We start from the raw sequence: 22,003 nt of genomic DNA on the forward strand, positions 1-22,003 counted from the left end.
CCTCCCAAACAAAACGCCCTTCCTCGAAAGCCATCCAGTCTACTGAAACGATAGACATTATCGAAGTCATGGATGTGGAGACGGGGAAAATGAGTGAAAACGGGGCACGCGGCTGGTTTGGTCGGCGCGAAATCCTGAAGTGGTCGGCGGTCGCGGGGGTTGCTGCCGCTGGCACGACGCTTCTCAGCGGCACGTCGGCTTTCGCCTCGGCGGCCGAAGGCTCGCTCAAGGGCAAGCGCATCGGCATCAGCACGGCGGGAACGGACCATTTCTTCGACCTGCAGGCCTATAACGCCCAGATCGAGGAAGTAAAGCGGCTCGGCGGCGAGCCGATCGCGGTGGATGCCGGCCGCAACGACGGCAAGCTCGTGTCGCAGTTGCAGACGCTGATCGCGCAGAAGCCGGATGCGATCGTGCAGCTGCTCGGCACGCTGACTGTCATCGATCCCTGGCTGAAGAAGGCGCGCGATGCCGGCATTCCCGTGTTGACCATCGATGTCGGTTCGACCAACTCGCTGAACAATTCGACCTCCGACAACTGGGGCATCGGCAAGGATCTGGCGCTGCAGCTTGTGTCGGACATCGGCGGCGAGGGCAATATCGTCGTGTTCAACGGCTTTTATGGTGTCACACCCTGCGCCATCCGCTACGACCAGCTGGTCAATGTGGTGAAATACTTCCCCAAGGTCAAGATCCTCGAACCCGAGCTGCGCGATGTTATTCCGAACACAGTGCAGGACGCCTTCACGCAGATCACCGCCATTCTCAACAAATATCCCGAGAAGGGTTCCATCAAGGCCATCTGGTCGGCCTGGGACATTCCGCAGCTGGGCGCGACGCAGGCGCTGACCGCAGCCGGCCGCACCGAGATCCGCACCTATGGCGTGGATGGCAGCCCCGAAGTGCTGCAGCTCGTGGCGGACCCGGCGTCGCCGGCCGCCGCAGACGTCGCCCAGCAGCCGGCCGAACTCGGCCGCACCGCCATCCGCAACGTCGCCCGTCTGCTGGCCGGTGAGACGCTGCCGCGCGAGACCTATGTTCCAGCACTTCTCGCCAACAAGGCGAACGTCAACGACGTGACCAAGAAACTCGGTATCGGCTGATCCTCCCCAGCCGTGTGAGGGGACCGTGGCCATCCGGGTCGCGGTCCCCGATCGTGTGTCGTTGATACTGTCTGGCAGGAGTTTGCGAAATGACGTCGCCGCAAGAGGATGAGATCATCCGTCCGGTTATCCGGTTGACCGGGATCGAAAAGAGTTTCGGCGGGACGAAGGCTCTCTCCGGCGTGTCGCTGACGGTCGCGCGCGGCTCGGTCCACGGCCTCGTCGGGCAGAACGGTGCGGGAAAGTCGACGCTGATCAAGCTGCTCGCCGGGCTGCACCGGGCGGATGCCGGCGAGATCGAGATCGACGGCGTCGTCCACGATCATCTGACGCCGCATGACGTCGAGGCGCTCGGCATTCATTTCATTCACCAGGATCGACTGCTGGTACCGACCTTCACGGTCGGTGAATCGCTCTTTCTCGGCCGCGAGCCGCGTATCGCGGGAACGCCGTTTCTCGACCGTCGCCTGATGCAGCGGCGTGCCGCCGAGGTTCTCGACCGCTATTTCGGCCTCCGTCTGCCGACATCCGCGCTGATCGCCGAACTCTCCACGGCCGAAAAGCAGATCGTCCAGATCACCCGCGCCCTGCTGCATGCGCCGAAGGTTCTCGTGTTCGATGAGCCGACGGCAGCCCTCGTCCGACGCGAGGCCGACATGCTCTTCAAGCTTATCCGTCGCCTGCGCGACGACGGCATCACCGTCATCTACATCTCCCATTACCTCGGCGAGATCGAGGATCTCTGCGACACCGTCACCGTGCTGCGCAACGGCCGCGACGTCGCGACGAAGCCGGTGGCGGAGACCTCGGCCACCGAGATCGCCGGCCTGATGGTCAATCGCGAGATCGGCGAACTCTACCCGAAGCGGACCGCCGCGCTCGGCGCGACGCTGCTGCGCGTGGAGGGCCTGACGGCGCCTGGGCGCTACGAGGATGTGAGCTTTGCCCTGCGCCGCGGCGAGGTTCTCGGCCTGACGGGACTTCTCGGCTCCGGCGCCAAGGATCTCGTGCGCACCCTGTTCGGGCTGGAGCAGCCGTTGTCGGGACGTGTCGAGGTGGAGGGCGAGACGGTCTGGACGAAGAGCCCGGCGCAGGCCGCGCGTCGCCGCCTCGCTCTCGTGCCCGAAGATCGCCGCCGCCATGGTGTCGCGCTCGACCTCAGCGTGGCGGAGAACATCACGCTCGCGAGCCTCGATCGCTTCACCCGCTTCGGGCTTCTCGATGCCGATACGGAGACGGCGGAAGCGAGCCAGCTGATCGAGCGCCTGCAGATCAAGACCGATGGCAGCCATGCGCTGGTGCGCACCCTGTCGGGCGGCAACCAGCAGAAGGTGGCGATCGCCAAATGGCTGAGCCGTCATTCCGAAATCTACCTGCTCGACGAGCCGACCGTCGGCGTGGATGTCGGCGCGAAGGTTGAAATCTACCAACTGATCGCCGATCTTGCCGCGCGCGGCGCCGGTGTCATCGTGCTGTCGTCCGACCTGCCGGAGCTGCTGGGCATCACCGACCGTATCCTCGTGCTCTTCCGCTGGCGCATCGCGGCCGAGCTCGATACGCGCGAGACCAGCGTCGATGCCGTCCTTGCCGACGTCACGGGGTCTTCGGAGGCGCTGCGTCATGTCGGTTGAGGCGGTGCCATTCGGCGGTTCGCAACAGGGCGACAACACGCCTGTCCCGGCACGCGGTTTCGGTGCGGCCTCCGGCACGGCGGGGCGGCGAATTGCGACGCTGCTGCTGCGCGGCGGGTCGCTCGCCGTCTTCGTTGCGGTGCTGATCGTCTTCTCCGTCACGGCACCGTATTTCCTGTCGGTCGGCAATATCGGTAATGTGCTCGGCCAGTCGGCGATTGCAGGCGTTCTGGCCATCGGCCTCACGGTCGTGATGATTGCCGGCGGCGGCAATGTGGTGACGGGCGGCATCGACTTGTCGCTCGCCGCCAATATGGGTCTCAGCGCCGCCGTCTATGCGGTTTTATCACAGGCGGGCCTTGGGGATGCCGTGGCTGTAGCCGGCGCGCTGGCGACGGGGCTCGCCATCGGCGTCGTCAATGCGCTCGCCATCACGCTTGCGGGCATCGTGCCGCTGCTGGCGACACTGGCTGTCATGAACGTCGTGGCCGGACTGGAACTCGTGCTGACGCAGAACACCGTCATTCCAGCAACCGGTGATCTGCTCACGCTGCTGTCGGGCGGCGGTCCGTTCGATATCCCCGTTCTCGCTTATGTGCTCATCGGCTTCACGCTGGTCGCAGCGCTCATCGTGCAGGCAACGCCGCTGGGTCTGCGGCTTTATGCCGTCGGCGAGTTTCCCGAGGCTGCCCGGGCGTCCGGTCTTTCCGTCAAGCCGTTTATCGCCGGTTCGTTTGTCTTCAGCGGGTTTTGCGGCGGCATCGCCGGCATTCTCTCGGTGTCCTACCTTAGCGGCAGCACGACGGGGGCGGGCGATCTCCTGCTGCCGGTGGTGGTGACCGCGCTGCTCGGCACCGTCTTCTCGCGCCGGCTGGTGCCGACCGTCACCGGCACGCTGCTCTCGGCGCTATTCGTCGGCTTCCTCGTCAACGGCTTCCAGCTTCTCAACCTTTCCAGCACGCTGGTGAGCGGCATCCAGGGTCTCCTGATCCTCTTCGTCGTGTCCGCCACCACGCTGCTGCGCAAACAGGAGACGTCGGCATGACGCTCGTGTCCGGTTCCCAGGCCCGGCTTCCCTATGGCCTGCTGCGCCGCTCTGCCCGCTATGCTCTGGTCGTGGCCTTGGTCGTGGTGTTTGCCGCCTTTTCTGCGGCAGCGCCGAGCTTCCTCACCTTCGCCAATCTGCAGAGCATCCTCGTCAACAATTTCACGCTGCTCGCCATCGTCTCCATCGCCATGACCTTTGCGGTTGCAGCCGGCGGCATCGACCTGTCCGTCGGCACCGCGATCGATTTCTCCAGCTTCACCTTCGTTTCGCTGGTGCTGGCCGGGCAACCGGTGCCGATCGCAGCCCTTGCCGGCATCGGCGGTGGTGCACTGGTGGGGCTCTTCAATGCGGTGCTGATCTCCGGCATCGGTATCTCGCCGTTTCTGGCGACGCTCGGCACGCTGTTCATCGGCCGCAGCGCCCAGCAGATCCTGACCAACGGCGGCAATCCGGTCTACCTGCCGCCGGCCGGCATTCCCGAAAGCTTTCGGTTCCTTGGCCGTGGCGTCGTTGCCGGCGTGCCCGTGCCGCTGATCGTCGCGGGTCTCGTCATCGCGGTCGCGGCGATCGTTCTCACGAAGAGCCGCTTCGGCCGCGTGGTGCTGGCGACCGGCATCGAGGCGAACGTGGTGCGCTATTCCGGCATTGCGCTGAAAGCGCATGTGGCGGTCACCTACCTTATCGTCTCGGTGATTGCCGCCATTGCCGGGCTGGTGCTCACCTCGACCGTCACCGTCTACATCCCGTCTTCCGGCAATGCTTTCCTGCTCAACGCCATCGGCGCGACCTTCATCGGCACGACGCTCAGCCCGCATGGGCGGCCGAATATCGCCGGCACGGTGCTCGGCGTCCTGCTGCTCAGCATCGTCTCCAATGGACTGCTTCTGACCGGTCTCAATTTCTATTGGCAGCAGGTGGGCACCGGCCTCCTGATCTTTGCCGTCCTCGCCATCAGCTTTGCCAATCGCAAGGCCGTGGCCCGCGCCTGACGCGCGGTGCTTCTCGGGAGAAGAGCCATGACCAAACTGATACGCCTCAGCACCCACGACACCGACCGCACGGCAGACAGGATCGCGAGCGAGGAGGAAGCGCTTATCGTCGCCCGGACGCTGGCCGCGGAATTCGCCCTGACCGCGAGCGAACGGGATCGCGACCGGATCCTGCCGCATGCGGAGATGGACCGGCTCGCCGCCTCCGGCCTTCTCGCGATCACGGTGCCGGCCGAATATGGCGGCATCGACGTTTCCAACGCTGTGCTGGCCGAGGTCACGGCCATCCTGTCGGAGGCTGACGGCTCGATCGGGCAGATCCCGCAGAACCATTTCTACATTCTCGAAGCCCTGCGCCATGACGGCACCGACGACCAGAAGCGGTTCTACTACGGCCGCGCGCTTGCCGGCGACCGGTTCGGCAATGCCCTGTCGGAAACGGGGACCAAGACGGTCGGGCACTACAATACGCGGCTGACGCGGGACGGCGCCGGCTTTTGCATCGACGGGCGCAAGTTCTACTCCACCGGCGTGCTTTTTGCTGACTGGATCGCCATCTTCGCGCTCGATGAGGACGAGAAGATCACCATGTCCTTCGTGCCGCGGGGCACGGAAGGCGTCGAGATCGTCGACGACTGGGACGGCATCGGCCAGCGCACGACCGGCAGCGGCACCACCATCCTCGATGGCGTTCGCGTTCCCCCCAGCGCCGTGGTGCGGCATCACCAGGGCTTCGAGCGTCCGGGCACGATCGGCTCCGTCGGGCAGATCATCCATGCCGGCATCGACCTCGGCATTGCCCGGGCGGCCTTTGCCGACATGGTCCGCTTCATCCGCACGGTCTCGCGGCCTTGGACGAACAGCGGCGTTGAACGGGCGTCGGAAGATCCGCTGACGGTCGCCCGGGTCGGGCAGGTCGCCATCCGCATCGAGGCGGCAACCGCCATCGTGGAGTATGCCGGCCGCAAGGTCGATCATGCTCAGGTCGATCTGACCGAGGAGACCGCCGTCGCCGCGTCGCTCGCCGTGGCAAGCGCCAAGGTGCTGACGACCGAAATCGCCATCGAGGCCACCAATACGCTGTTCGAGCTTGCCGGCACGGCATCGGCCCGCGAAGGGCTGAACCTCGACCGCCACTGGCGCAATGCCCGCACCCACACGCTGCATGACCCAGTCCGCTGGAAATACCATGTGGCCGGAAATTACCACCTCAACGATGTAGCGCCGCCCAGAAGCGGTGCCCTTTGAGGCCAAGGAGACAAGCATGACACGCGAAATACGGCTGAACGCCTTCGACATGAACTGCGTCGGCCACCAGTCGCCCGGCCTCTGGCGGCATCCGCGCGACCAGTCGGCGTCCTACAAGGACCTCGACTACTGGGTGAACCTCGCCAAAACGCTGGAGCGCGGCAAGTTCGACGGGCTGTTCATCGCCGACGTGCTCGGCGTCTACGACGTACTGAACGGCAATGTGAACGCCGCGCTGAAGCATTCGGCCCAAGTGCCGGTGAATGATCCGCTGCAGCTCATTCCGACCATGGCTTACCTCACCGAACATCTCGGCTTCGGCCTGACGGCGTCGCTGTCGTTCGAGCACCCCTACACCTTCGCCCGCCGCATTTCGACGCTCGACCACCTGACCAAGGGCCGTGTTGGCTGGAACATCGTCACCTCCTATCTCAACAGCGGCGCGCTGAATGTCGGGCAGGCCGGGCAGATGCAGCATGACAACCGCTACGATGTGGCGGAAGAGTATCTGGAGGTCTGTTACAAGCTGTGGGAGGGCAGCTGGGAGGATGACGCGGTCGTGCGCGACCGCGAGGCCGGGATCTTCACGCATCCGTCCAAGGTTCACGCGATCGGACATCAGGGTCCGCATTTCCACGTGCCGGGCATTCACCTGTCCGAGCCGTCGCCCCAGCGCACGCCGGTGCTCTACCAGGCCGGCGCCTCCAGCCGGGGCAAGGATTTCGCCGGCCAGCATGCCGAGTGCATCTTCGTCGCAGCGCCGTCCAAAGCCGTTCTTAAGCGCTACGTCGCCAATGTTCGCGAAGCAGCAGTGCAGGCAGGGCGCGACCCGCGCGGTATTCTCGCCTTCAACCTGCAGACCGTCATCGTCGGCGAGACCGATGCCGACGCCAAGCGGAAGTTCGACGAGTACCGCAAATACGTCTCCTACGAGGGCGCGCTGACGCTGATCTCCGGCTGGACCGGTATCGATTTCGGACAGTTCTCGCCGGACGAGGTCCTGCGCCTTCGCTATACCAATGCCGTGCAATCGGCCGTGGAAACCTTCACCACCATCGATCCCGGCAAGGAGTGGACGGTGCGGGAGATGGCCGACTGGGTCGGTATCGGCGGCTTCGGCCCCGTCTTCGTCGGTTCGCCGCAGACGGTGGCCGACCTCATGCAGGAATGGGTCGAGGAGACCGACGTGGACGGCTTCAACCTTGCTTATGCGGTGACGCCGGAAACGTTCGAGGATGCGGTCGATCTGCTGGTGCCGGAACTCCAGAAGCGCGGCGTCTACAAGACGGCATATCGGCAGGGGACGCTCCGCGAAAAACTTTTCGGAGAAGGCCCGCGCCTCGTCGCGCCGCATCCGGGTGCCGCCTATCGCGATCTCGGCCGCGTGGAGCAGAAGCTCGCCTCCGGGCAGAACTGACGGGTTCTGATGGAGGAGGGCGGCTGCGCAAGGCACGCCGTCCTTCCCGTTTCTCAGCTCGAAAAAACGCCGTCATCCCGTATGTGCAGGATGGCGGCGTTTCGTTTTGCGCAGTTGTCTCAGCTGTAGAGGCTTGGGGTCGGTATCCGGTCGTTCAGGGCGAAATCGCCGACTTCCCGTGCTTTGTAAAACACCGGGTCGTGCAGTGTGTGGGTGCGGACGTTGCGCCAGTAGCGGTCGAAGCGGTAATGGCCCGCGGTGGCGCGGGCGCCCATGAGTTCGAAGACGCGGGCGGTCACATCCAGCGAAACATGGGTCGCGTTGACCTTGGATTCGTAGGCCTCGATGGCGGCCTCTCCGCGTTCGCGCTCGGTGACGCCAGGCCCGCGGGCCAGCGCTTTCTGCACCGCAAGGCCGGCGCTGTCGGCCAAGGCGGCGGCCGCCTTCAACGCTGCGCGGAATTCGCCGACACGCTCCAGAATATGCGGGTCGTCGGCGGCGCGTTCGACGCCGGAGGTGATCCAGGGGCGGGTGGTATCGCGGACATAGTCGAGCGCCTCGGCCAGCGCGCCTTCGGCGGTGCCGATGTAGAAGTTGGCAAAGACCAGTTGGATCAACGGCGTGTTGAAGGTCGCCTGCACCTTCGGTGCCGCATCCGGGGCAGCAAGCGGCAACAGGAAATCGCTGTCATGGACCGGGAAATCCTTGAATTCGACGCTGCCGCTGTCCGACAGGCGCTGCCCGATATTGTCCCAGTCGTCATGGGCGATATAGCCCGGCCTGTCGGTGGGGAGGACAAGGCTGGCGATCTGGTCGCCGAAGGCGGCACTGGCGTTGATGCGATCGGAAATCCGGGCGCCAGTGGAGAACGTCTTGCGGCCGTTCAGCACGTAGTGATCGTCTTGCCGTGTCAGCACGAGGCCGGGGTCGCGCGGATTGACGGCGGCGCCCCAGTAGAGGCTCTTCGCCACGGTTTCTGACGACAGCCGCCAGGCAAGGTCGCTGTCATCGGCTGCCCAGGAAATGTACTGGCTGTTGACGAAGTGATAGCCGAGCAGCTGGCCGATGGAGCTTTCGCCGCGCGCAAGGATGCGCACCAGACGCAGCCCATCGACCCAGTCGAGCCCGCCGCCGCCGATCTCGGGCGGATGCAGGGCGTTGAGCAGGCCGGCGGCCTTCAGTTCGGTGATCTCGCTGAAGGGCGGGCGGCCATCGCGGTCGAGCGCCGCGCCCCGGGCTCGGAGATCGGCGGCGATGGCTGTGGCACGGGCAAAAAGGCGCTCGCGGTCGTCCGCCAGAGCGGTCGCATCTTTCGCGATAGATGTGGGAGCAGGGGAGCGCAGGGCGTGAAGCGGGCTCATGGCGTCTTCCTCGATGGGAAGGCGGGCCGCGATGTGGCGACACCGGCTGCCCGTCCTTGGCATGACAGATGGGCCCGGCGAACGGGCAGCTCAGGGTCCGAGCCTCTGCCACGTTATTGCCCAGTCATTTGATAGACAAAGAAGAAGTTCGCGAAGATGCCGGCCGAAGGGAAATGCTATTCCACGCGGCCGGCATGTTGCTGGGCTCAGGATGTCTTCTCGCGGATCAAGCGCTGGCCGGGACTGCGGCTGTGGGCCGGCGGAGCATGACCACGGCCAGCGCTGCGAGGATGCACATGAGGCCGGCCATCTGCAGCGCCGGCATGTAGCTCTCATAATCCGAGCGCAGCCAGCCCGCACCGAAGGCGGCGGTCGCGGCACCCAGCTGGTGGCCGGTGAAGACCCAGCCGAAGACGAGTGGCGCCTTCTCGCGGCCGAAACTGTCGGCCGTCAGCTTGACGGTCGGGGGGACGGTCGCCACCCAGTCGAGGCCGTAGAAGATGGCGAAAACGGAGAGTTCGGTGAAGCCGAAACCGGAGACCGAGAGGTAGAGGAGCGACAGGCCGCGCAGGCCGTAGAACCAGAAGAGTAGCCAGCGATTGTCGTACCGGTCGGACAGCCAGCCAGCGCCGATGGTACCGAGGAAATCGAATATGCCGATGACGGCCAGCGTGCCGGCCGCCGTGACCGCCGTCATGCCGAAATCGCCGCAGATGGAGATCCAGTGTGTTTGGATGAGCCCGTTGGTTGAGAGGCCGCAGACGAAGAAGGTGCCGAAGAGCAGCCAGAACACCGGCCGGCCGGAGACCTCGCGCAGCGTCTTCAGGGGTGAGACGAGCGTGGTGAGGAAGGCCTGGTCCCGGCGTGGCGCGGGGCCGGGCTGGGTGTCGCCATAGGCGGGCAGGCCGAGATCGGCCGGGTGGTCGCGCATGAGCAGCATCACGAGCACCATGGCGACCACGAGAACGCCGGTGATGAAGGTCAGCGCCGTGCGCCAGCCATAGGCTTCCGACAGGGCGGCCAGCAGCGGCAGGAAGACGAGCTGCCCAGTGGCGTTGCTCGCCGTCATCAGGCCGATGACGAGGCCGCGCCGCTTGGAAAACCACCGCGTCGCGACCGTCGCGCCCAGCACCAGCGCGGTCATGCCCGTCCCCGTGCCGATGACGACGCCCCACAGGAGCACGAGCTGCCAGACCTCCTGCATGAAGAAGGAGAGCACGATGCCGCTCATGATGAGCAGAAGTGCCGAACAGACGACCTGCCGCACTCCGAAATGCGTCATAAAGGCCGCGGCGAAGGGCCCGAGCAGCCCGAACAGCACGAGGCGCACCGCCATGGCGAAGGAGATATCGGCGATATCCCAGCCGAATTCCTGGTGCAGCGGCTGAATGAGGACGCCCGCCGAGCCCATCGCGCCCGCTGTCGCCAGCATGGTCAGAAAGGTGGTTACGACCACGACCCAACCATAGTGGATGTTCCTGGCGGAAAGCCATGCGGAGACGGTGTTGGAGAGCATGGGAGAACCTTTGTGGGTGGCGTCGAGTCTATTGCGGGCAGGCGAACCCGACAAAGCCGGACGAACCGCCCGACGCTGCCCATCCTTCGTAGTGGAGGATTGACGATGTGTAAATACACATCTATTCTCAACCCATGTCGATGTCCGAAGAATCCCGTCAGTGCCATTGTCTTGCCCTTCGCCGGGGCTCGAGGCATGTCACGCGGCTCTACGATGCCCATCTTGCGCCGCTCGGCCTGTCGATCTCGCAATATTCTCTTCTCAACATCATCAATCGCCGGCCGGATATCCGGATTGCCGAACTCGGCGAGATCATGGTGATGGAGCGCACGACGCTGCTACGCGCGCTGAAGCCGCTGCTGGCCGCCGGCTGGATCGTGAGCACGCGACCGAAGGGCGAGCAGGCCTATACCTATAGGCTGACGGACGAGGGCAGGCGGGTGCGGGACAGTGCGGTTCCCCTGTGGAGGGCGGCACAGGAGGCGTTGGAGCGATCCTTCGTGCCGGAACGCGCCGTCGATCTGCGCCGGGAGGCGCTTGCCTTGACGAAGGTCGATTTTGGCTGAGGCCGATCGCTTTCCTGATCGCCGCAGCCAAATGCTGTTTTTCGACGTCCCGTTTTGCATTAGGCTCCGGGGCATAACGAGGATCGCGCCATGTACACACCGCCCGCCTTTCGCCTTGACGATCGCAGCGCCATGTTTGCGACGATACGGGCGGCGCGATTGGCGAATTTTGTCACGGCTACCACCGACGGGCCCTTCGCGACGCCGCTGCCTCTCTTTCTGGACGAAAGCGAAGGAGAGCACGGTGTTCTCTACGGGCATCTCGCCAAGGCAAACCCGCAATGGCGGACGCCGACCATCGGCGATGGGCTGGCGATTTTCATGGGGGCGGACGCCTATGTGACGCCGGCGTGGTACGCGACCAAGCAGCAGACGGGAAAGGTCGTGCCGACCTGGAATTACGTGACGGTTCAGGCGCGCGGGCCGGTGGAGTTCTTCGACGATGCCGAGCGCCTGCTGGATGTCGTGACACGGCTGACGACGCTGCACGAGGAGCCGAGGGCTGTTGCCTGGGCGGTGGACGACGCGCCGGCGGATTTCATCGCATCCCAGCTGCGCGGCATCGTCGGCCTGCGCATGCAGATCACGCATCTGGAGGGAAAGCGGAAGATGAGCCAGAACCGGAACGAGGCCGATCGCCTCGGTGTCGCCAACGGCCTTTCCGAGAGCGAGCGGCCGTCGGATCGGGACGTCGCCGCTCAGATTCCGGTCTGATCGGTTCGCCGCCTTGAGGTCGCGGATTACAGGTCCGGCTTGTGGAAGAAGGCTTCCAGCCGGTAGCCGTCGGGGTCGATGACGAAGGCGGCGTAGTAGAAGGTGGCGTATTCCGGGCGCAGGCCCGGGGCGCCGTTGTCCTCTCCGCCATAGGCAATGGCGGCGGCGTGGAAGGCTTCGACGGCCTCTTCGCTGAAGGCCTTGAAGCAGAAGTGAAGGCCGGAGCGGAGATCCGGGCGGACCGGATGTTCGGCCTGCGTCACCCAGAGGCTCACCTGCTCATCCCCGTAACCGAGCATCGTCGCGCCGCTGGTCAGCCGGCCATAGCCGAGCGGGGTAAGAGCGGCATCGTAGAAGATGCGCGACCGGTCGATGTCCCGGACGCCGATGGAAACGTGGTCGAACATACGCACTCCTCCTAGAGCATTTCCAGCCGAAGCGGAATCGCTTCGGTGCCAGACAATGCGGTAAAAGCAATAGAAGAGAGCATTTCCGGTGAACACGGGGTCACCGGAAATGCTCTTGACCTGCCGCGGCAGACGGTGTCGTTCCCCTGTTGTCGCGCGCGCGCCCGGTTTTCGCAAGCGGCGGCGCACGTTCCGGCACGGGATGACAGGTCTTGAACCGTATGGCCGTATGCAACGGGCGATTTGCCACCCTATATGCTGCCGGGCAGCAGCGGCTGTTCCCGCGCCGCGCGGATGTTTTCAGGAGATCGACATGGCTTCACCCAAACTCTTCTCGCCCATCGACCTCGGTGGCCTGACGTTGCGCAATCGCATCGTCATTGCGCCGATGTGCCAGTATTCCGCCGAAAACGGCGAAATGAGCGATTGGCACCTGACGCATCTCGGCATGCTCGCACAGTCGGGCGCAGGACTTCTGACGATCGAGGCGACGGCGGTAACGCCGGAGGGGCGCATCAGCTTCGGCGATGTCGGGCTTTGGAACGATGCCTGCGAAGCGGCGATGGCGCGTGTGCTGAAGGGTGTCCGCCGCTGGTCGGATATGCCGGTTGCGATTCAGCTCGGCCATGCCGGCCGCAAGGCTTCCACCGATCTGCCCTGGAAGGGCGGGGCGCAGCTCGCGCCCGATCATGCGCTTGGCTGGAAGACGGTGGCGCCCTCGGCGTCGGCGTTCAAGCCGTCCTATGATAAGCCGGAAGCGCTGGATGCCGAAGGTCTCGAGCGGATCCGAAACGGCTTTGCCGATGCCGCACGCAGGGCCGCGCGTCTCGGTATCGATGCCGTGCAAATCCATGGCGCCCATGGCTATCTCCTGCACCAGTTCCTTTCGCCGCTGTCCAACACGCGCACGGATGACTATGGCGGCTCGCTCGAAAACCGCATGCGGTTTCCGCTCGAAATCTTCGAGGCCGTCCGACAGGCTTTTCCCGCGGAACGACCTGTCACCATGCGGGTCTCGGGAACGGACTGGGTCGAAGGCGGCTGGGACAGCGCGCAGACCGTTGCTTTCGCGCAGGCGCTGGAAGCACGCGGTTGCGCGGCGATCCATGTTTCGAGCGGTGGGCTGAGCGATGCGCAGGACATTCCCGTTGGTCCGAGTTATCAGGTGCCGCTCGCCCGCGATGTGAAGCAGGCTGTCTCGATTCCCGTCGTCGCCGTGGGGCTGATCACCGAGTTCGAGCAGGCCGAATCCATCATCGGCACGGGCGATGCCGACATGATCGCGCTTGCCCGGACGATTCTCTACGATCCTCGCTGGCCCTGGCATGCGGCCGCGCATTTCGGTGTGACGGTGCAGGCCGCTCCACAATATCTCCGCTGCCAACCCCGGCAGTACAAGACGTTGTTGGACGAGGCTTCGTGAGGCGCTGAGCCGCTTGGCGCAGATCGGTCGCGGTGACCGGTTTGCACCTTGCGGTCGATGCGCGGGTGAAAGACAGCCGCATTCATAAGGATACGGCTGTCTCCTCGCCACGTTACGGCTTTAGCGGGCTCGGTCGCAAACCGTAACACACGAGAGCGCATCCTGCGGATCGCCTTGCTCCACGACAGCAAGCTAAAACGCAGAAAACCCCGGCGCGACGCTGAGCGTCGTTCCGAGGTGATTTCGAAGACCAGCCGCGCGCCATCGGATACCGTCCGACGGGCGCCTTTCAGATCTTAGCGGGTAACAACTTTTTTCTTCGGGCCGGGCAGGAGGCCTTCGCGCTGCAGCTGCTTGCGGGCGTTCTTGCGCTGGCGGGAAACAGCTTCAGCCTTCTGGCGAGCACGCTTCACGGAAGGCTTTTCATAGGCTTCGCGCATACGCATTTCGCGGAAGACGCCTTCGCGCTGAAGCTTCTTCTTGAGCACGCGCAGTGCCTGCTCAACATTGTTGTCTCGAACCAGAACCTGCATCTCGAACCTTGATCTCTGTCGCCCGCTGGGGCGGTGGTATGGTGACTTCGGCGCTCCTTATCTCACCACACGTCCGTCATGAAAAGGGGTTGGCTCGAAAAAATAGCGAAGAAAAGTGCCAAATCTCATTCTCTCCGGCGACTGACGGTCCCCGCAAGGGCGCCGGCCGGCAATAAGATGTGCACATCGGGAGCGTTACGCTCGGCCCCACCATCGCATCCGTCTTGCCGCTTGACAAGATCTTCCCGCAACACCGATTGTCGCAGCGGTCATTGCGGTGGCCATCACCCCGTTTCGGCTCTCCCCTTGCTCTGTCGTGTCGATCTTTCCGCCCGGCCTCGTGTCCCGGCTCAGGTCGCCCCCCGTGATGAAGGCCCCGAGGAAGACATATGGCGCGCGTCCTCATTCTGTTTGCCCATCCCGGTCAGCGGCATTCGCGCCTCAACGTGCGCATGGCGCATGAGGCGCGAATGCTCGACGGGGTGACCTTCGTTGATCTCTATGCGGACTATCCCCGCTTCAACATCGATATCGATGCGGAACAGGCGCGGCTGGTGGCACATGACGTCGTCATCTTCCAGTTTCCGATCTACTGGTATTCCGTGCCGGCTCTGCTGAAGGAGTGGCAGGACCTCGTGCTGGAATACGGCTTTGCCTATGGGCAGAGCGGATCGAAGCTGGCGGGCAAGCTGTTCCTGCCGGTCGTGACCACCGGCGGCGCTCAGGATGCCTATCGCGAGGAGGGCTCCAACCATTTCCGGCTGCGCACGCTGCTTTCGCCGCTGGAGCAGACCGCCTCGCTCTGCGGCATGCGCTTCCTGCCGCCGTTTGCCCTTTTTTCGGCTCATGATTCGGCAGCCGATGGCCGGGGGGACACGCATATTGCAGCCTATCTCCGGCTGCTCTCGGCCCTGCGCGACGAGACGCTGGATCTCGATGCTGTCTCGAGGCTTGAGCTTCTCGACGACGATCTTCCGTTGATCGGCACTTCGCACGCTTCGACGTTTTCCGACACGCCGCCGTCTCCCATTGGCATCACCGCGAGGATCTCCGAATGAGCGGCTTCATGTTCCAGGCCTTCGTCTATCTCGCGGCCGCCGTCACATCCGTCATCATCGCGTCCCGGCTCGGCCTCGGTTCGGTGCTCGGCTATCTCATCGCCGGCATCGTCATCGGCCCCGTCTTCCACTTCGTCGGCAATGAAACGCAGGATCTGCAGCATTTCGCGGAGTTCGGCGTCGTCATGATGCTGTTTCTGGTCGGGCTGGAGCTTCAGCCGCAAGCGCTCTGGGACATGCGCGCCCGGCTGCTCGGGCTTGGTGGCCTGCAGGTGGTGGGCTCGGCGGCGGTCGTCACCGGTATCGGGCTTGCGTTCGGGCTGCCCTGGCAGACGGCAGTGGCCGTCGGGCTCATTTTGTCGCTGTCCTCCACGGCCATCGTGCTGCAGACGCTGAGCGAAAAGGGGCTTTTGAAGTCGCAGGGCGGGCGCTCCAGCTTCTCCGTGCTCCTGTTTCAGGATATCGCTGTTATTCCCATGCTGGCGGTCCTGCCGCTTCTGGCACTTCCCGCCCTGCAGGGCGGCGAGCATGCAGCGCATGGCGCGGGCAATGCCGCGACGCTCGTCTCCGACCTTCCCGGCTGGCAGGTGGCGCTGGTCACGCTTCTCGCCATCGCCTTCGTCGTGGTCGCCGGGCACTTCCTCTCGCGCCCGATCTTCCGGCTGATCGCGGCCTCGCGGTTGCGTGAAATGTTCACCGCGGCGGCCCTGCTGCTCGTCGTTTCCACGGCCCTGCTGATGAGCATGGTCGGCCTTTCCCCGGCACTCGGGACATTCCTCGCCGGCGTGGTGCTCGCCAACAGCGAATTCCGCCACGAGCTGGAAAGCGATATCGAGCCGTTCAAGGGCCTGCTTCTCGGCCTGTTCTTTATCACCGTCGGTGCCGGCATCGATTTCTCGCTGCTGACGGCCAATCTCGGCCTCGTCCTGTTGTTGACGCTCGGCGTCATCGTCATCAAGGCGGGGGTGCTGTGGCTGGTCGGCCATCTCTACAGCTTGCGCGGTTCGGATCGCTGGCTGCTCGCGCTGGGGCTGGCGCAGGCGGGCGAGTTCGGCTTCGTGCTCGTCTCCTTCACCGTTCAGAATGCCGTGCTGCCCTCCGAACTCGCCGCCATCCTCATGCTGGTCATCGCCTTTTCCATGCTGCTGACGCCGGCGCTCTTCATCCTGTTCGACAAGGTCATCATGCCGCGGCTCGAGCGGGGGCAGATCCGGGAGGCCGACGAGATCGGGGAGGAAGCCTCGGTCATCATCGCCGGGCTCGGCCGCTTCGGGCAGATCATCAACCGCATGCTGCTGGCCAACGGCCACAAGACCATCGTGCTCGACAGCCGCTCCGATGTCATCGACGGGCTGCGCAAGTTCGGCGTCCGCTCGTTCTTCGGCGACGCCGGCCGGCCGGATCTCCTGCATTCCGCCGGTCTGCGGCAGGCGCGGCTGCTGGTGGTGGCCATTGACGATATCGAGCGTGCCCTCAGCATCGTCCGACACGCCAGGCACGAGAACCCCGATATCCACATCATCGCGCGTGCCTATGACCGCAACCATGTCTACCAGCTCTACGAGGCCGGCGCCGACGACATCGTGCGCGAGGTGTTCGACAGTTCGGTCAGGGCGGCCGGCTATGCGCTGCAGAGCCTCGGCATGCATCCCTTCGACGTGGAAAAGAGCAAGGCCGTCTTCGTCAAGCAGGACAATTGGGGCCTGCGGCAGCTCGCGCCTCTCTGGAAGGACGACGTGTCGGTGTTCGAGAACAAGGAATACATCGCGCGCGCCCGCGAGATCTCGGAGGTTCTCGAACAGGCCATGATGGGCGACCGCAGCGCGCTGCACGACCGAACCGAGCGCGGCTGGACCCCGCCGGATATCGCGGCGCGCAAGCATGACATGGACGGGCAGGGTGAGGGGTAGCCCTGCGGAACGGCGGACGATCCACCCCCGCACTGCGCACGCAGCGAGGCTCTGCCCTCGCGATCAACACGGCCGCCGCTCATGCGGGCCGGCCCTGCGGAGAAGACGGCATGACATCGACCACACTTTCCCGCGCAGCCCGCTTCATGCCCTGGCCGGTTTCGCCCGTCAGTCCGAAGGAGCGGCTTCGCTCGGCGGTCGGCGCACTGTTCGGCCTGCTCGTCACGGGGCTCCTCGGCGCCTTTCTGACCGTGACTTTTCCCCTTTCGCCGGCACTGGTCGCGCCGATGGGTGCGTCTGCCGTTCTGCTTTTCGCCGTACCGTCCAGTCCGCTCGCCCAGCCCTGGTCGCTGATCGGCGGCAATCTGGTCGCAGCCTTCGTCGGGGTGACCGTGGCCAAGCTCGTGCCTGATCCCGTGTTCGCCGCAGCGCTGGCCGGGGCGGTTGCCATCGGTATCATGATGAGCCTGCGCTGCCTGCATCCCCCGAGCGGCGCGATCGCGCTGACCGCGGTTCTCGGCGGCTCGGCCATCCACGATCTCGGCTATGGTTTTCTGCTGTGGCCGGTGCTGGGAAACTCGCTGCTGCTGCTCGCCGCGGCGCTGCTCTTCAACAACCTCACCGGCCGCCGCTATCCACATGTTGCCGCGCCGGCGCTCGGGGCCCACCAGACGAAGGACCCGCCGCCGGCCGCACGAATCGGCTTTGCCGCCGAGGATCTCGATGCCGTGCTGAAGGATTACGACCGGGTTCTCGACATCCAGCGCGACGAACTCGTTACCATCCTCAAGCGCACGGAACTGCGCTCGTTCCAGCGTCGGTCCGGCCAGACGCCGTGCGGGCAGATCATGTCGCGCGACGTGATCGCGATCGCGCCGGATGCCTCGCTGTCGGAGGCGCACGCGCTCCTGCGCGCCCACCACATCAAAGCCCTGCCGGTGACCGACGACAATGCCCGCGTCATCGGCATACTCACCCAGACCGATATTCTCGACCGGGCGGACTGGACCCGTGGCCGCCCGACCATCGGCCTTCGTCGCCGCTACCAGCTGGCCGTTTCCGGCGCCACGGCGCCGAACGGCACCGTGAAGGACATCATGACCAGCCCTGTGCGGAGTGTTTCACCCGAAAGCTCCCTCTCCGAAGCCATCCTTCTCTTCGCTGAAGGCGGCCTCCACCATCTGCCCGTCACCGACGCGGAAAACCGCCTCGTCGGCATCCTTTCGCAATCGGACGTGCTTGTTGCGATGCTGGCGGAGGGGTGACGGTCGAGGGAACGCCGCTTTACCGCCAGCCGAGCGCAGGCGCCACCTGCGTCAGGATGGCTTCGATGACGTGGGCGTTGTACTCGACGCCCAGCTGGTTGGGGACGGTGAGGAGGAGGGTGTCGGCCTCTGTGATGGCTTCGTCGGTGCGCAGCTGCTCGATGAGGACGTCGGGTTCGGCAGCGTAGCCGCGGCCGAAGATGGCGCGGGTGTCGGCGTCGATGAAGCCGATCTTGTCGCCGGCTTCGCCCGAGCGGCCGAAATAGGCGCGGTCGAGGTCGCTGGTGATGGCGAAGATGCTGCGGCTGACGGAGACGCGCGGCGTGCGGGCGTGGCCCGCGGCCTTGAACGCGGCGCGGTAGGCGCGGATCTGGTCGGCCTGCTGTACGTGGAAGGGCTCGCCGGTCTCGTCGTCCTTGAGCGTCGAGCTCTGCAGGTTCATGCCAAGCTTTGCCGCCCAGATGGCGGTCGCGTTCGAGCTTGCGCCCCACCAGATCCGGTCGCGCAGACCCGGCGCATGCGGTTCCAGCCGCAGGAGGCCGGGCGGGTTCGGAAACATCGGGTTGGGGTTCGGCTCGGCAAAGCCTTCGCCGCGCAGCACGTCGTAGAACACCTCGGCATGACGGCGGGCCATGTCGCCGCTGGTTTCGCCGTCCGCCGGGGCATAGCCGAAATGGCGCCAGCCATCGATGACCTGTTCGGGCGAGCCGCGGCTGATGCCGAGCTGCAGGCGGCCACTGGCGATGATGTCGGCAGCGCCGGCATCCTCGGCCATGTAGAGCGGATTTTCGTAGCGCATGTCGATGACGGCGGTGCCGATCTCGATCCGGCTGGTGCGCGCGCCGACGGCGGCCAGCAGCGGGAAGGGCGAAGCCAACTGGCGGGCGAAATGGTGCACCCGGAAATAGGCGCCATCCGCACCCAGCGCTTCGGCCGCGACGGCAAGGTCGATCGACTGCAGCAGCGTATCCGCCGCGCTGCGCGTCTGCGACTGCGTCGAGGGCGTCCAGTGGCCGAAGGAGAGAAAGCCGATCTTCTTCATGATATTCCCGTGCTGATCCGTGTGCGATGTCAGTCTGCGTGCGATGTTGGGGTTTTCGCATATTCACGGCCGAAGGCACAGTCTCGCATTCGCAGGACAGTGCGTTCGCCGTTCGGGCCTTGTGCAGCCCTTGCGTCTTGATCTTGCCGTGCCATCGGGCGAAAACGCGTGCCACCACCGGGAGCGCACGATGACGACCGACAAGAAGCAGATCCTCTTCAACGCCTTCGGCATGAATTGCGTCGGCCATATCAATCATGGTCTCTGGACCCATCCGCGCGACCAGTCGCATCTCTATACAACGCTGCCCTACTGGACGTCGCTGGCCCGCACGCTGGAGCGCGGGCTGTTCGACGGGTTGTTTCTTGCCGATATCATCGGGGTCTACGATGTCTATGGCGGGTCGGCGGATCTTACCCTCAGAGAGGCGATCCAGCTGCCGGTCAACGACCCCGCCATGCTGATCTCGGCCATGGCCGCGGTGACGGAGAACCTCGGCTTCGGCGTTACCGCCAACCAGAGCGCGGAAGCGCCGTATCTGTTCGCCCGCCGCTTCTCGACGCTCGATCACCTGACGCAAGGGCGCATCGGCTGGAATATCGTCACCGGCTATCTCGACAGCGCGGCGCGGGCGCTGGGGGATACCGGCCTCTCCGAACATGACAGCCGCTACGACCGCGCCGACGACTATATGGAGGTGCTCTACAAGCTGTGGGAGGGAAGCTGGGCGGACAATGCGGTGCGGCGCGACAAGGCGGCGCGGATCTATGCCGATCCCGCCCGCGTCCGGCCCATCGCCCATGATGGACCCTATTACCGGTCGCATGGCATTCACCTTGCCGAGCCGTCGCGCCAGCGCACGCCGCTTCTCTACCAGGCGGGAACCTCCGGCCGCGGCCGTGCCTTTGCCGCCCGTCACGGAGAATGCATCTTCATCACCGCCACCAGTCCCCCTGCGGCGCGGAAGACGGCCCGGCAGTTGCGGCAGGAGGCAGCCGATGCCGGGCGCGGCGCGGATGCACTGCGCATCTTCGTGGGCATCACCATCGTCACCGGCGAGACGGACGCCATCGCCCGCGAGAAGCATGCGGACTATCTGGCGCATGCCAATCCGGAGGCCGGGCTCGCGCATTTCTCGGCCAGCACCGGCATCGATTTCGCGCAGTACGACCTCGATGCGCCGATCACCTATGGCGTGTCGAATGCCAGCCAGTCGGCGGTTGAGGTCGCCCGGGCTGCCGGGTGGACGCGCCGGCGCATCCTGGAGGAGGCCGCGCTCGGCGGGCGCTATCCGGTGCTGGTGGGCACGGGGGCGGAGGTCGCCACGGCTCTTGGCCAATGGGTCGAGGAGGGCGAGATCGACGGCTTCAATATCACCCGCACGGTGGTGCCGGAGAGCTACGAGGACGTGATCGACCATATCGTGCCCGTTTTGCAGGAGCGTGGACTTTACAAGACGGCCTATGGCGAGGGCTCGTTTCGAAACCGCCTGTTCGGCCGGGGCGACCGGCTGCCCGACACGCATGTCGGGGCCTCGCATCGCTGGCCGAGCGCAACATAAACCTCCTGTTCCGGGTTTGGCCGCCTGTGCGGAAAAACAGTTTCCATGAGGCGCGTGCAACGCCAATTCCTTTCTACCAAAATTGTAGACTAAAGGGTTTGATGGCAGAGCAGCCGGTATGGCGCCGGTTTGCAGGTGGTCGCTTTCAACACGACTGCTTGCGGCCCGGCCCGTTTCCCGGGGGCTGTGTTCGGCACCAACCCAACGAGGTAAGAGCGATGATGGCCATCCTGAAATCGAGCATCGAGGCTTTTCGAAGCGGCGGCATCCCCGGTGTCGGGTCCGGTGCGGCGCAGACCCACCTATCGTCGAGCGAGCGTGAGACGTCCGAGCGGAGCTGGCAGGATGAGGGCGGCGACGAGCGGCGATCGTCGCATCGTTCCGAAGAGATGTTCTACTGGGGCATGGCTGGTGGGCCATGGTACTAGGCTCCTGTTCTCAGGAAAGCGCCTGTTTCGGGCGGCATCCCGGATGACGAGGGTCGAGAGCGCAGGACCGATCTCGACCCAGACCCAGGTGCCCACCGGCGGTGCGGTCCAGACTCTGATCGTTCCCGGACTTTTCGGGTCCGGCGAAGGGCACTGGCAGAGGGTCTGGCACGAGGACCGGCCGCAGACGCGCATGCTGCAGCAGGCGGACTGGGAGCATCCGGATCTCGAAACCTGGCTCGCGGCGCTGGATGCCGCGATCGAGGCGGGCGGCGAGACCTACATCATTGCCCACAGCCTCGGTTGCCTGCTGACGGCGCATCTCAGCCGGTGCCGGTCGGCCCGGAACGTCAAAGGCGCCTTTCTCGTCGCACCCTGCGATCTCCGGCGGACCGAGGCGCTGCATCCGGGACGTCTCGCCTTCGACGCGGTCCCCGCCATGCCCTTGCCCTTTCCGAGCCTCATCATCGGCAGCCTCAACGATCCCTACATCACGCCGGGCGAGCTCGATCGGCTGAGGGACGACCTCGAAGCGCCGCTTCATACGATCGGCGCCGCCGGACATATCAACATCGCCAGCGGCTATGGCCGGTGGGCCCAGGGCTATGCGCTGTTCGATGCGTTCAGGGCGGATGTCGAGGGACGTTCGGCCAGCGCGCGATCCGCCCAAGGCGCGGCCGCGGACGAGCAGCCAGCTTTCACTGAGCGATCCGCCGCCTACCGGTAACAGGCGCACCGCGCCGGATAGCCGCAGGCACTCGGTCCCGGCTCGTCTTCCCTGAT

The 22,003-nt window shown here is 65.1% G+C and carries 20 protein-coding genes; 15 read left to right on the forward strand and 5 right to left on the reverse strand.

What is annotated here, in order from left to right:
* Positions 1-89 precede the first annotated feature (89 nt).
* The 6 genes from G8E10_RS21885 (at position 90) to G8E10_RS21910 (ending at position 7,436) form a co-directional block, all read left to right on the forward strand.
* Positions 90-1,103, forward strand: coding sequence for a sugar ABC transporter substrate-binding protein (locus G8E10_RS21885; protein ID WP_422038893.1), 1,014 nt, complete (start codon positions 90-92; stop codon positions 1,101-1,103).
* Between the two features lie 89 nt (positions 1,104-1,192).
* Complete coding sequence (locus G8E10_RS21890) at positions 1,193-2,734, forward strand: sugar ABC transporter ATP-binding protein (RefSeq protein ID WP_167130673.1); 1,542 nt, start codon at positions 1,193-1,195, stop codon at positions 2,732-2,734.
* Positions 2,724-3,779, forward strand: coding sequence for an ABC transporter permease (locus tag G8E10_RS21895; RefSeq protein WP_167130674.1), 1,056 nt, complete (start codon positions 2,724-2,726; stop codon positions 3,777-3,779). Before G8E10_RS21890 ends, G8E10_RS21895 begins: the two co-directional genes overlap by 11 nt.
* Positions 3,776-4,771, forward strand: coding sequence for an ABC transporter permease (locus tag G8E10_RS21900; protein WP_167130675.1), 996 nt, complete (start codon positions 3,776-3,778; stop codon positions 4,769-4,771). The genes G8E10_RS21895 and G8E10_RS21900 overlap by 4 nt, the downstream gene beginning before the upstream one ends.
* A 27-nt stretch (positions 4,772-4,798) precedes the next feature.
* Complete coding sequence (locus G8E10_RS21905; RefSeq protein ID WP_167130676.1) at positions 4,799-6,019, forward strand: SfnB family sulfur acquisition oxidoreductase; 1,221 nt, start codon at positions 4,799-4,801, stop codon at positions 6,017-6,019.
* 16 nt (positions 6,020-6,035) lie between these two features.
* Entirely contained in the window at positions 6,036-7,436 is a 1,401-nt protein-coding gene (locus tag G8E10_RS21910; RefSeq protein WP_167130677.1) for an LLM class flavin-dependent oxidoreductase, read from the forward strand.
* 119 nt (positions 7,437-7,555) lie between these two features.
* Here the strand turns inward: G8E10_RS21910 and G8E10_RS21915 are convergent, their stop codons facing one another.
* Positions 7,556-8,797, reverse strand: coding sequence for an acyl-CoA dehydrogenase family protein (locus G8E10_RS21915; protein WP_167130678.1), 1,242 nt, complete (start codon positions 8,795-8,797; stop codon positions 7,556-7,558).
* 226 nt (positions 8,798-9,023) lie between these two features.
* Positions 9,024-10,313 carry an MFS transporter gene (locus tag G8E10_RS21920; RefSeq protein ID WP_110801925.1) on the reverse strand — a complete coding sequence of 430 codons (1,290 nt, stop codon included), beginning with the start codon at positions 10,311-10,313 and terminating at the stop codon, positions 9,024-9,026.
* 140 nt (positions 10,314-10,453) lie between these two features.
* Between G8E10_RS21920 and G8E10_RS21925 the strand changes: the two genes are divergently transcribed.
* Both G8E10_RS21925 and G8E10_RS21930 read left to right on the forward strand, forming a co-directional pair.
* On the forward strand, positions 10,454-10,879 hold the full coding sequence (locus tag G8E10_RS21925; RefSeq protein ID WP_165929861.1) for a MarR family winged helix-turn-helix transcriptional regulator: 426 nt from the start codon (positions 10,454-10,456) through the stop codon (positions 10,877-10,879).
* A gap of 90 nt (positions 10,880-10,969) precedes the next feature.
* Positions 10,970-11,593: an FMN-binding negative transcriptional regulator gene (locus G8E10_RS21930; protein WP_110801923.1), complete on the forward strand. Its 624-nt coding sequence runs from the start codon at positions 10,970-10,972 to the stop codon at positions 11,591-11,593.
* 26 nt (positions 11,594-11,619) lie between these two features.
* Here G8E10_RS21930 and G8E10_RS21935 read toward each other — a convergent pair whose 3' ends face one another.
* Positions 11,620-12,000 (reverse strand): VOC family protein, encoded by a 381-nt coding sequence (locus G8E10_RS21935; RefSeq protein WP_132447877.1) that lies wholly within the window; start codon positions 11,998-12,000, stop codon positions 11,620-11,622.
* Between the two features lie 313 nt (positions 12,001-12,313).
* On the opposite strand from G8E10_RS21935, the gene G8E10_RS21940 reads away from it, so the two are divergent.
* Positions 12,314-13,423: an NADH:flavin oxidoreductase/NADH oxidase gene (locus G8E10_RS21940; RefSeq protein WP_167130679.1), complete on the forward strand. Its 1,110-nt coding sequence runs from the start codon at positions 12,314-12,316 to the stop codon at positions 13,421-13,423.
* Positions 13,424-13,719: 296 nt separating this feature from the next.
* Here the strand turns inward: G8E10_RS21940 and rpsU are convergent, their stop codons facing one another.
* A complete protein-coding gene (rpsU, locus tag G8E10_RS21945; protein WP_092935191.1) occupies positions 13,720-13,956 on the reverse strand; it encodes a 30S ribosomal protein S21 in 237 nt (78 codons plus the stop codon).
* Positions 13,957-14,345: 389 nt separating this feature from the next.
* Between rpsU and G8E10_RS21950 the strand changes: the two genes are divergently transcribed.
* The 3 genes from G8E10_RS21950 (at position 14,346) to G8E10_RS21960 (ending at position 18,189) form a co-directional block, all read left to right on the forward strand.
* Positions 14,346-15,014: an NAD(P)H-dependent oxidoreductase gene (locus tag G8E10_RS21950; protein WP_167130680.1), complete on the forward strand. Its 669-nt coding sequence runs from the start codon at positions 14,346-14,348 to the stop codon at positions 15,012-15,014.
* A complete protein-coding gene (locus G8E10_RS21955) occupies positions 15,011-16,924 on the forward strand; it encodes a monovalent cation:proton antiporter-2 (CPA2) family protein (protein ID WP_167130681.1) in 1,914 nt (637 codons plus the stop codon). Before G8E10_RS21950 ends, G8E10_RS21955 begins: the two co-directional genes overlap by 4 nt.
* Before the next feature lie 110 nt (positions 16,925-17,034).
* Positions 17,035-18,189: an HPP family protein gene (locus G8E10_RS21960; protein ID WP_281517737.1), complete on the forward strand. Its 1,155-nt coding sequence runs from the start codon at positions 17,035-17,037 to the stop codon at positions 18,187-18,189.
* A 19-nt stretch (positions 18,190-18,208) separates the two neighbouring features.
* Here G8E10_RS21960 and G8E10_RS21965 read toward each other — a convergent pair whose 3' ends face one another.
* A complete protein-coding gene (locus tag G8E10_RS21965) occupies positions 18,209-19,231 on the reverse strand; it encodes an LLM class flavin-dependent oxidoreductase (RefSeq protein ID WP_132665422.1) in 1,023 nt (340 codons plus the stop codon).
* A 190-nt stretch (positions 19,232-19,421) separates the two neighbouring features.
* Between G8E10_RS21965 and G8E10_RS21970 the strand changes: the two genes are divergently transcribed.
* The 3 genes from G8E10_RS21970 to G8E10_RS21980 all read left to right on the forward strand — a co-directional run bounded on the left by G8E10_RS21970 (position 19,422) and on the right by G8E10_RS21980 (position 21,947).
* Positions 19,422-20,792 (forward strand): LLM class flavin-dependent oxidoreductase, encoded by a 1,371-nt coding sequence (locus tag G8E10_RS21970; protein WP_167130682.1) that lies wholly within the window; start codon positions 19,422-19,424, stop codon positions 20,790-20,792.
* Between the two features lie 218 nt (positions 20,793-21,010).
* Positions 21,011-21,220: a hypothetical protein gene (locus tag G8E10_RS21975; protein ID WP_167130683.1), complete on the forward strand. Its 210-nt coding sequence runs from the start codon at positions 21,011-21,013 to the stop codon at positions 21,218-21,220.
* Between the two features lie 43 nt (positions 21,221-21,263).
* Positions 21,264-21,947 carry an RBBP9/YdeN family alpha/beta hydrolase gene (locus G8E10_RS21980; RefSeq protein WP_167130684.1) on the forward strand — a complete coding sequence of 228 codons (684 nt, stop codon included), beginning with the start codon at positions 21,264-21,266 and terminating at the stop codon, positions 21,945-21,947.
* The last annotated feature ends 56 nt before the right edge of the window (positions 21,948-22,003 follow it).

Source organism: Ferranicluibacter rubi (genome assembly GCF_011603255.1).
In the GTDB taxonomy this organism is placed as follows: domain Bacteria; phylum Pseudomonadota; class Alphaproteobacteria; order Rhizobiales; family Rhizobiaceae; genus Ferranicluibacter; species Ferranicluibacter rubi.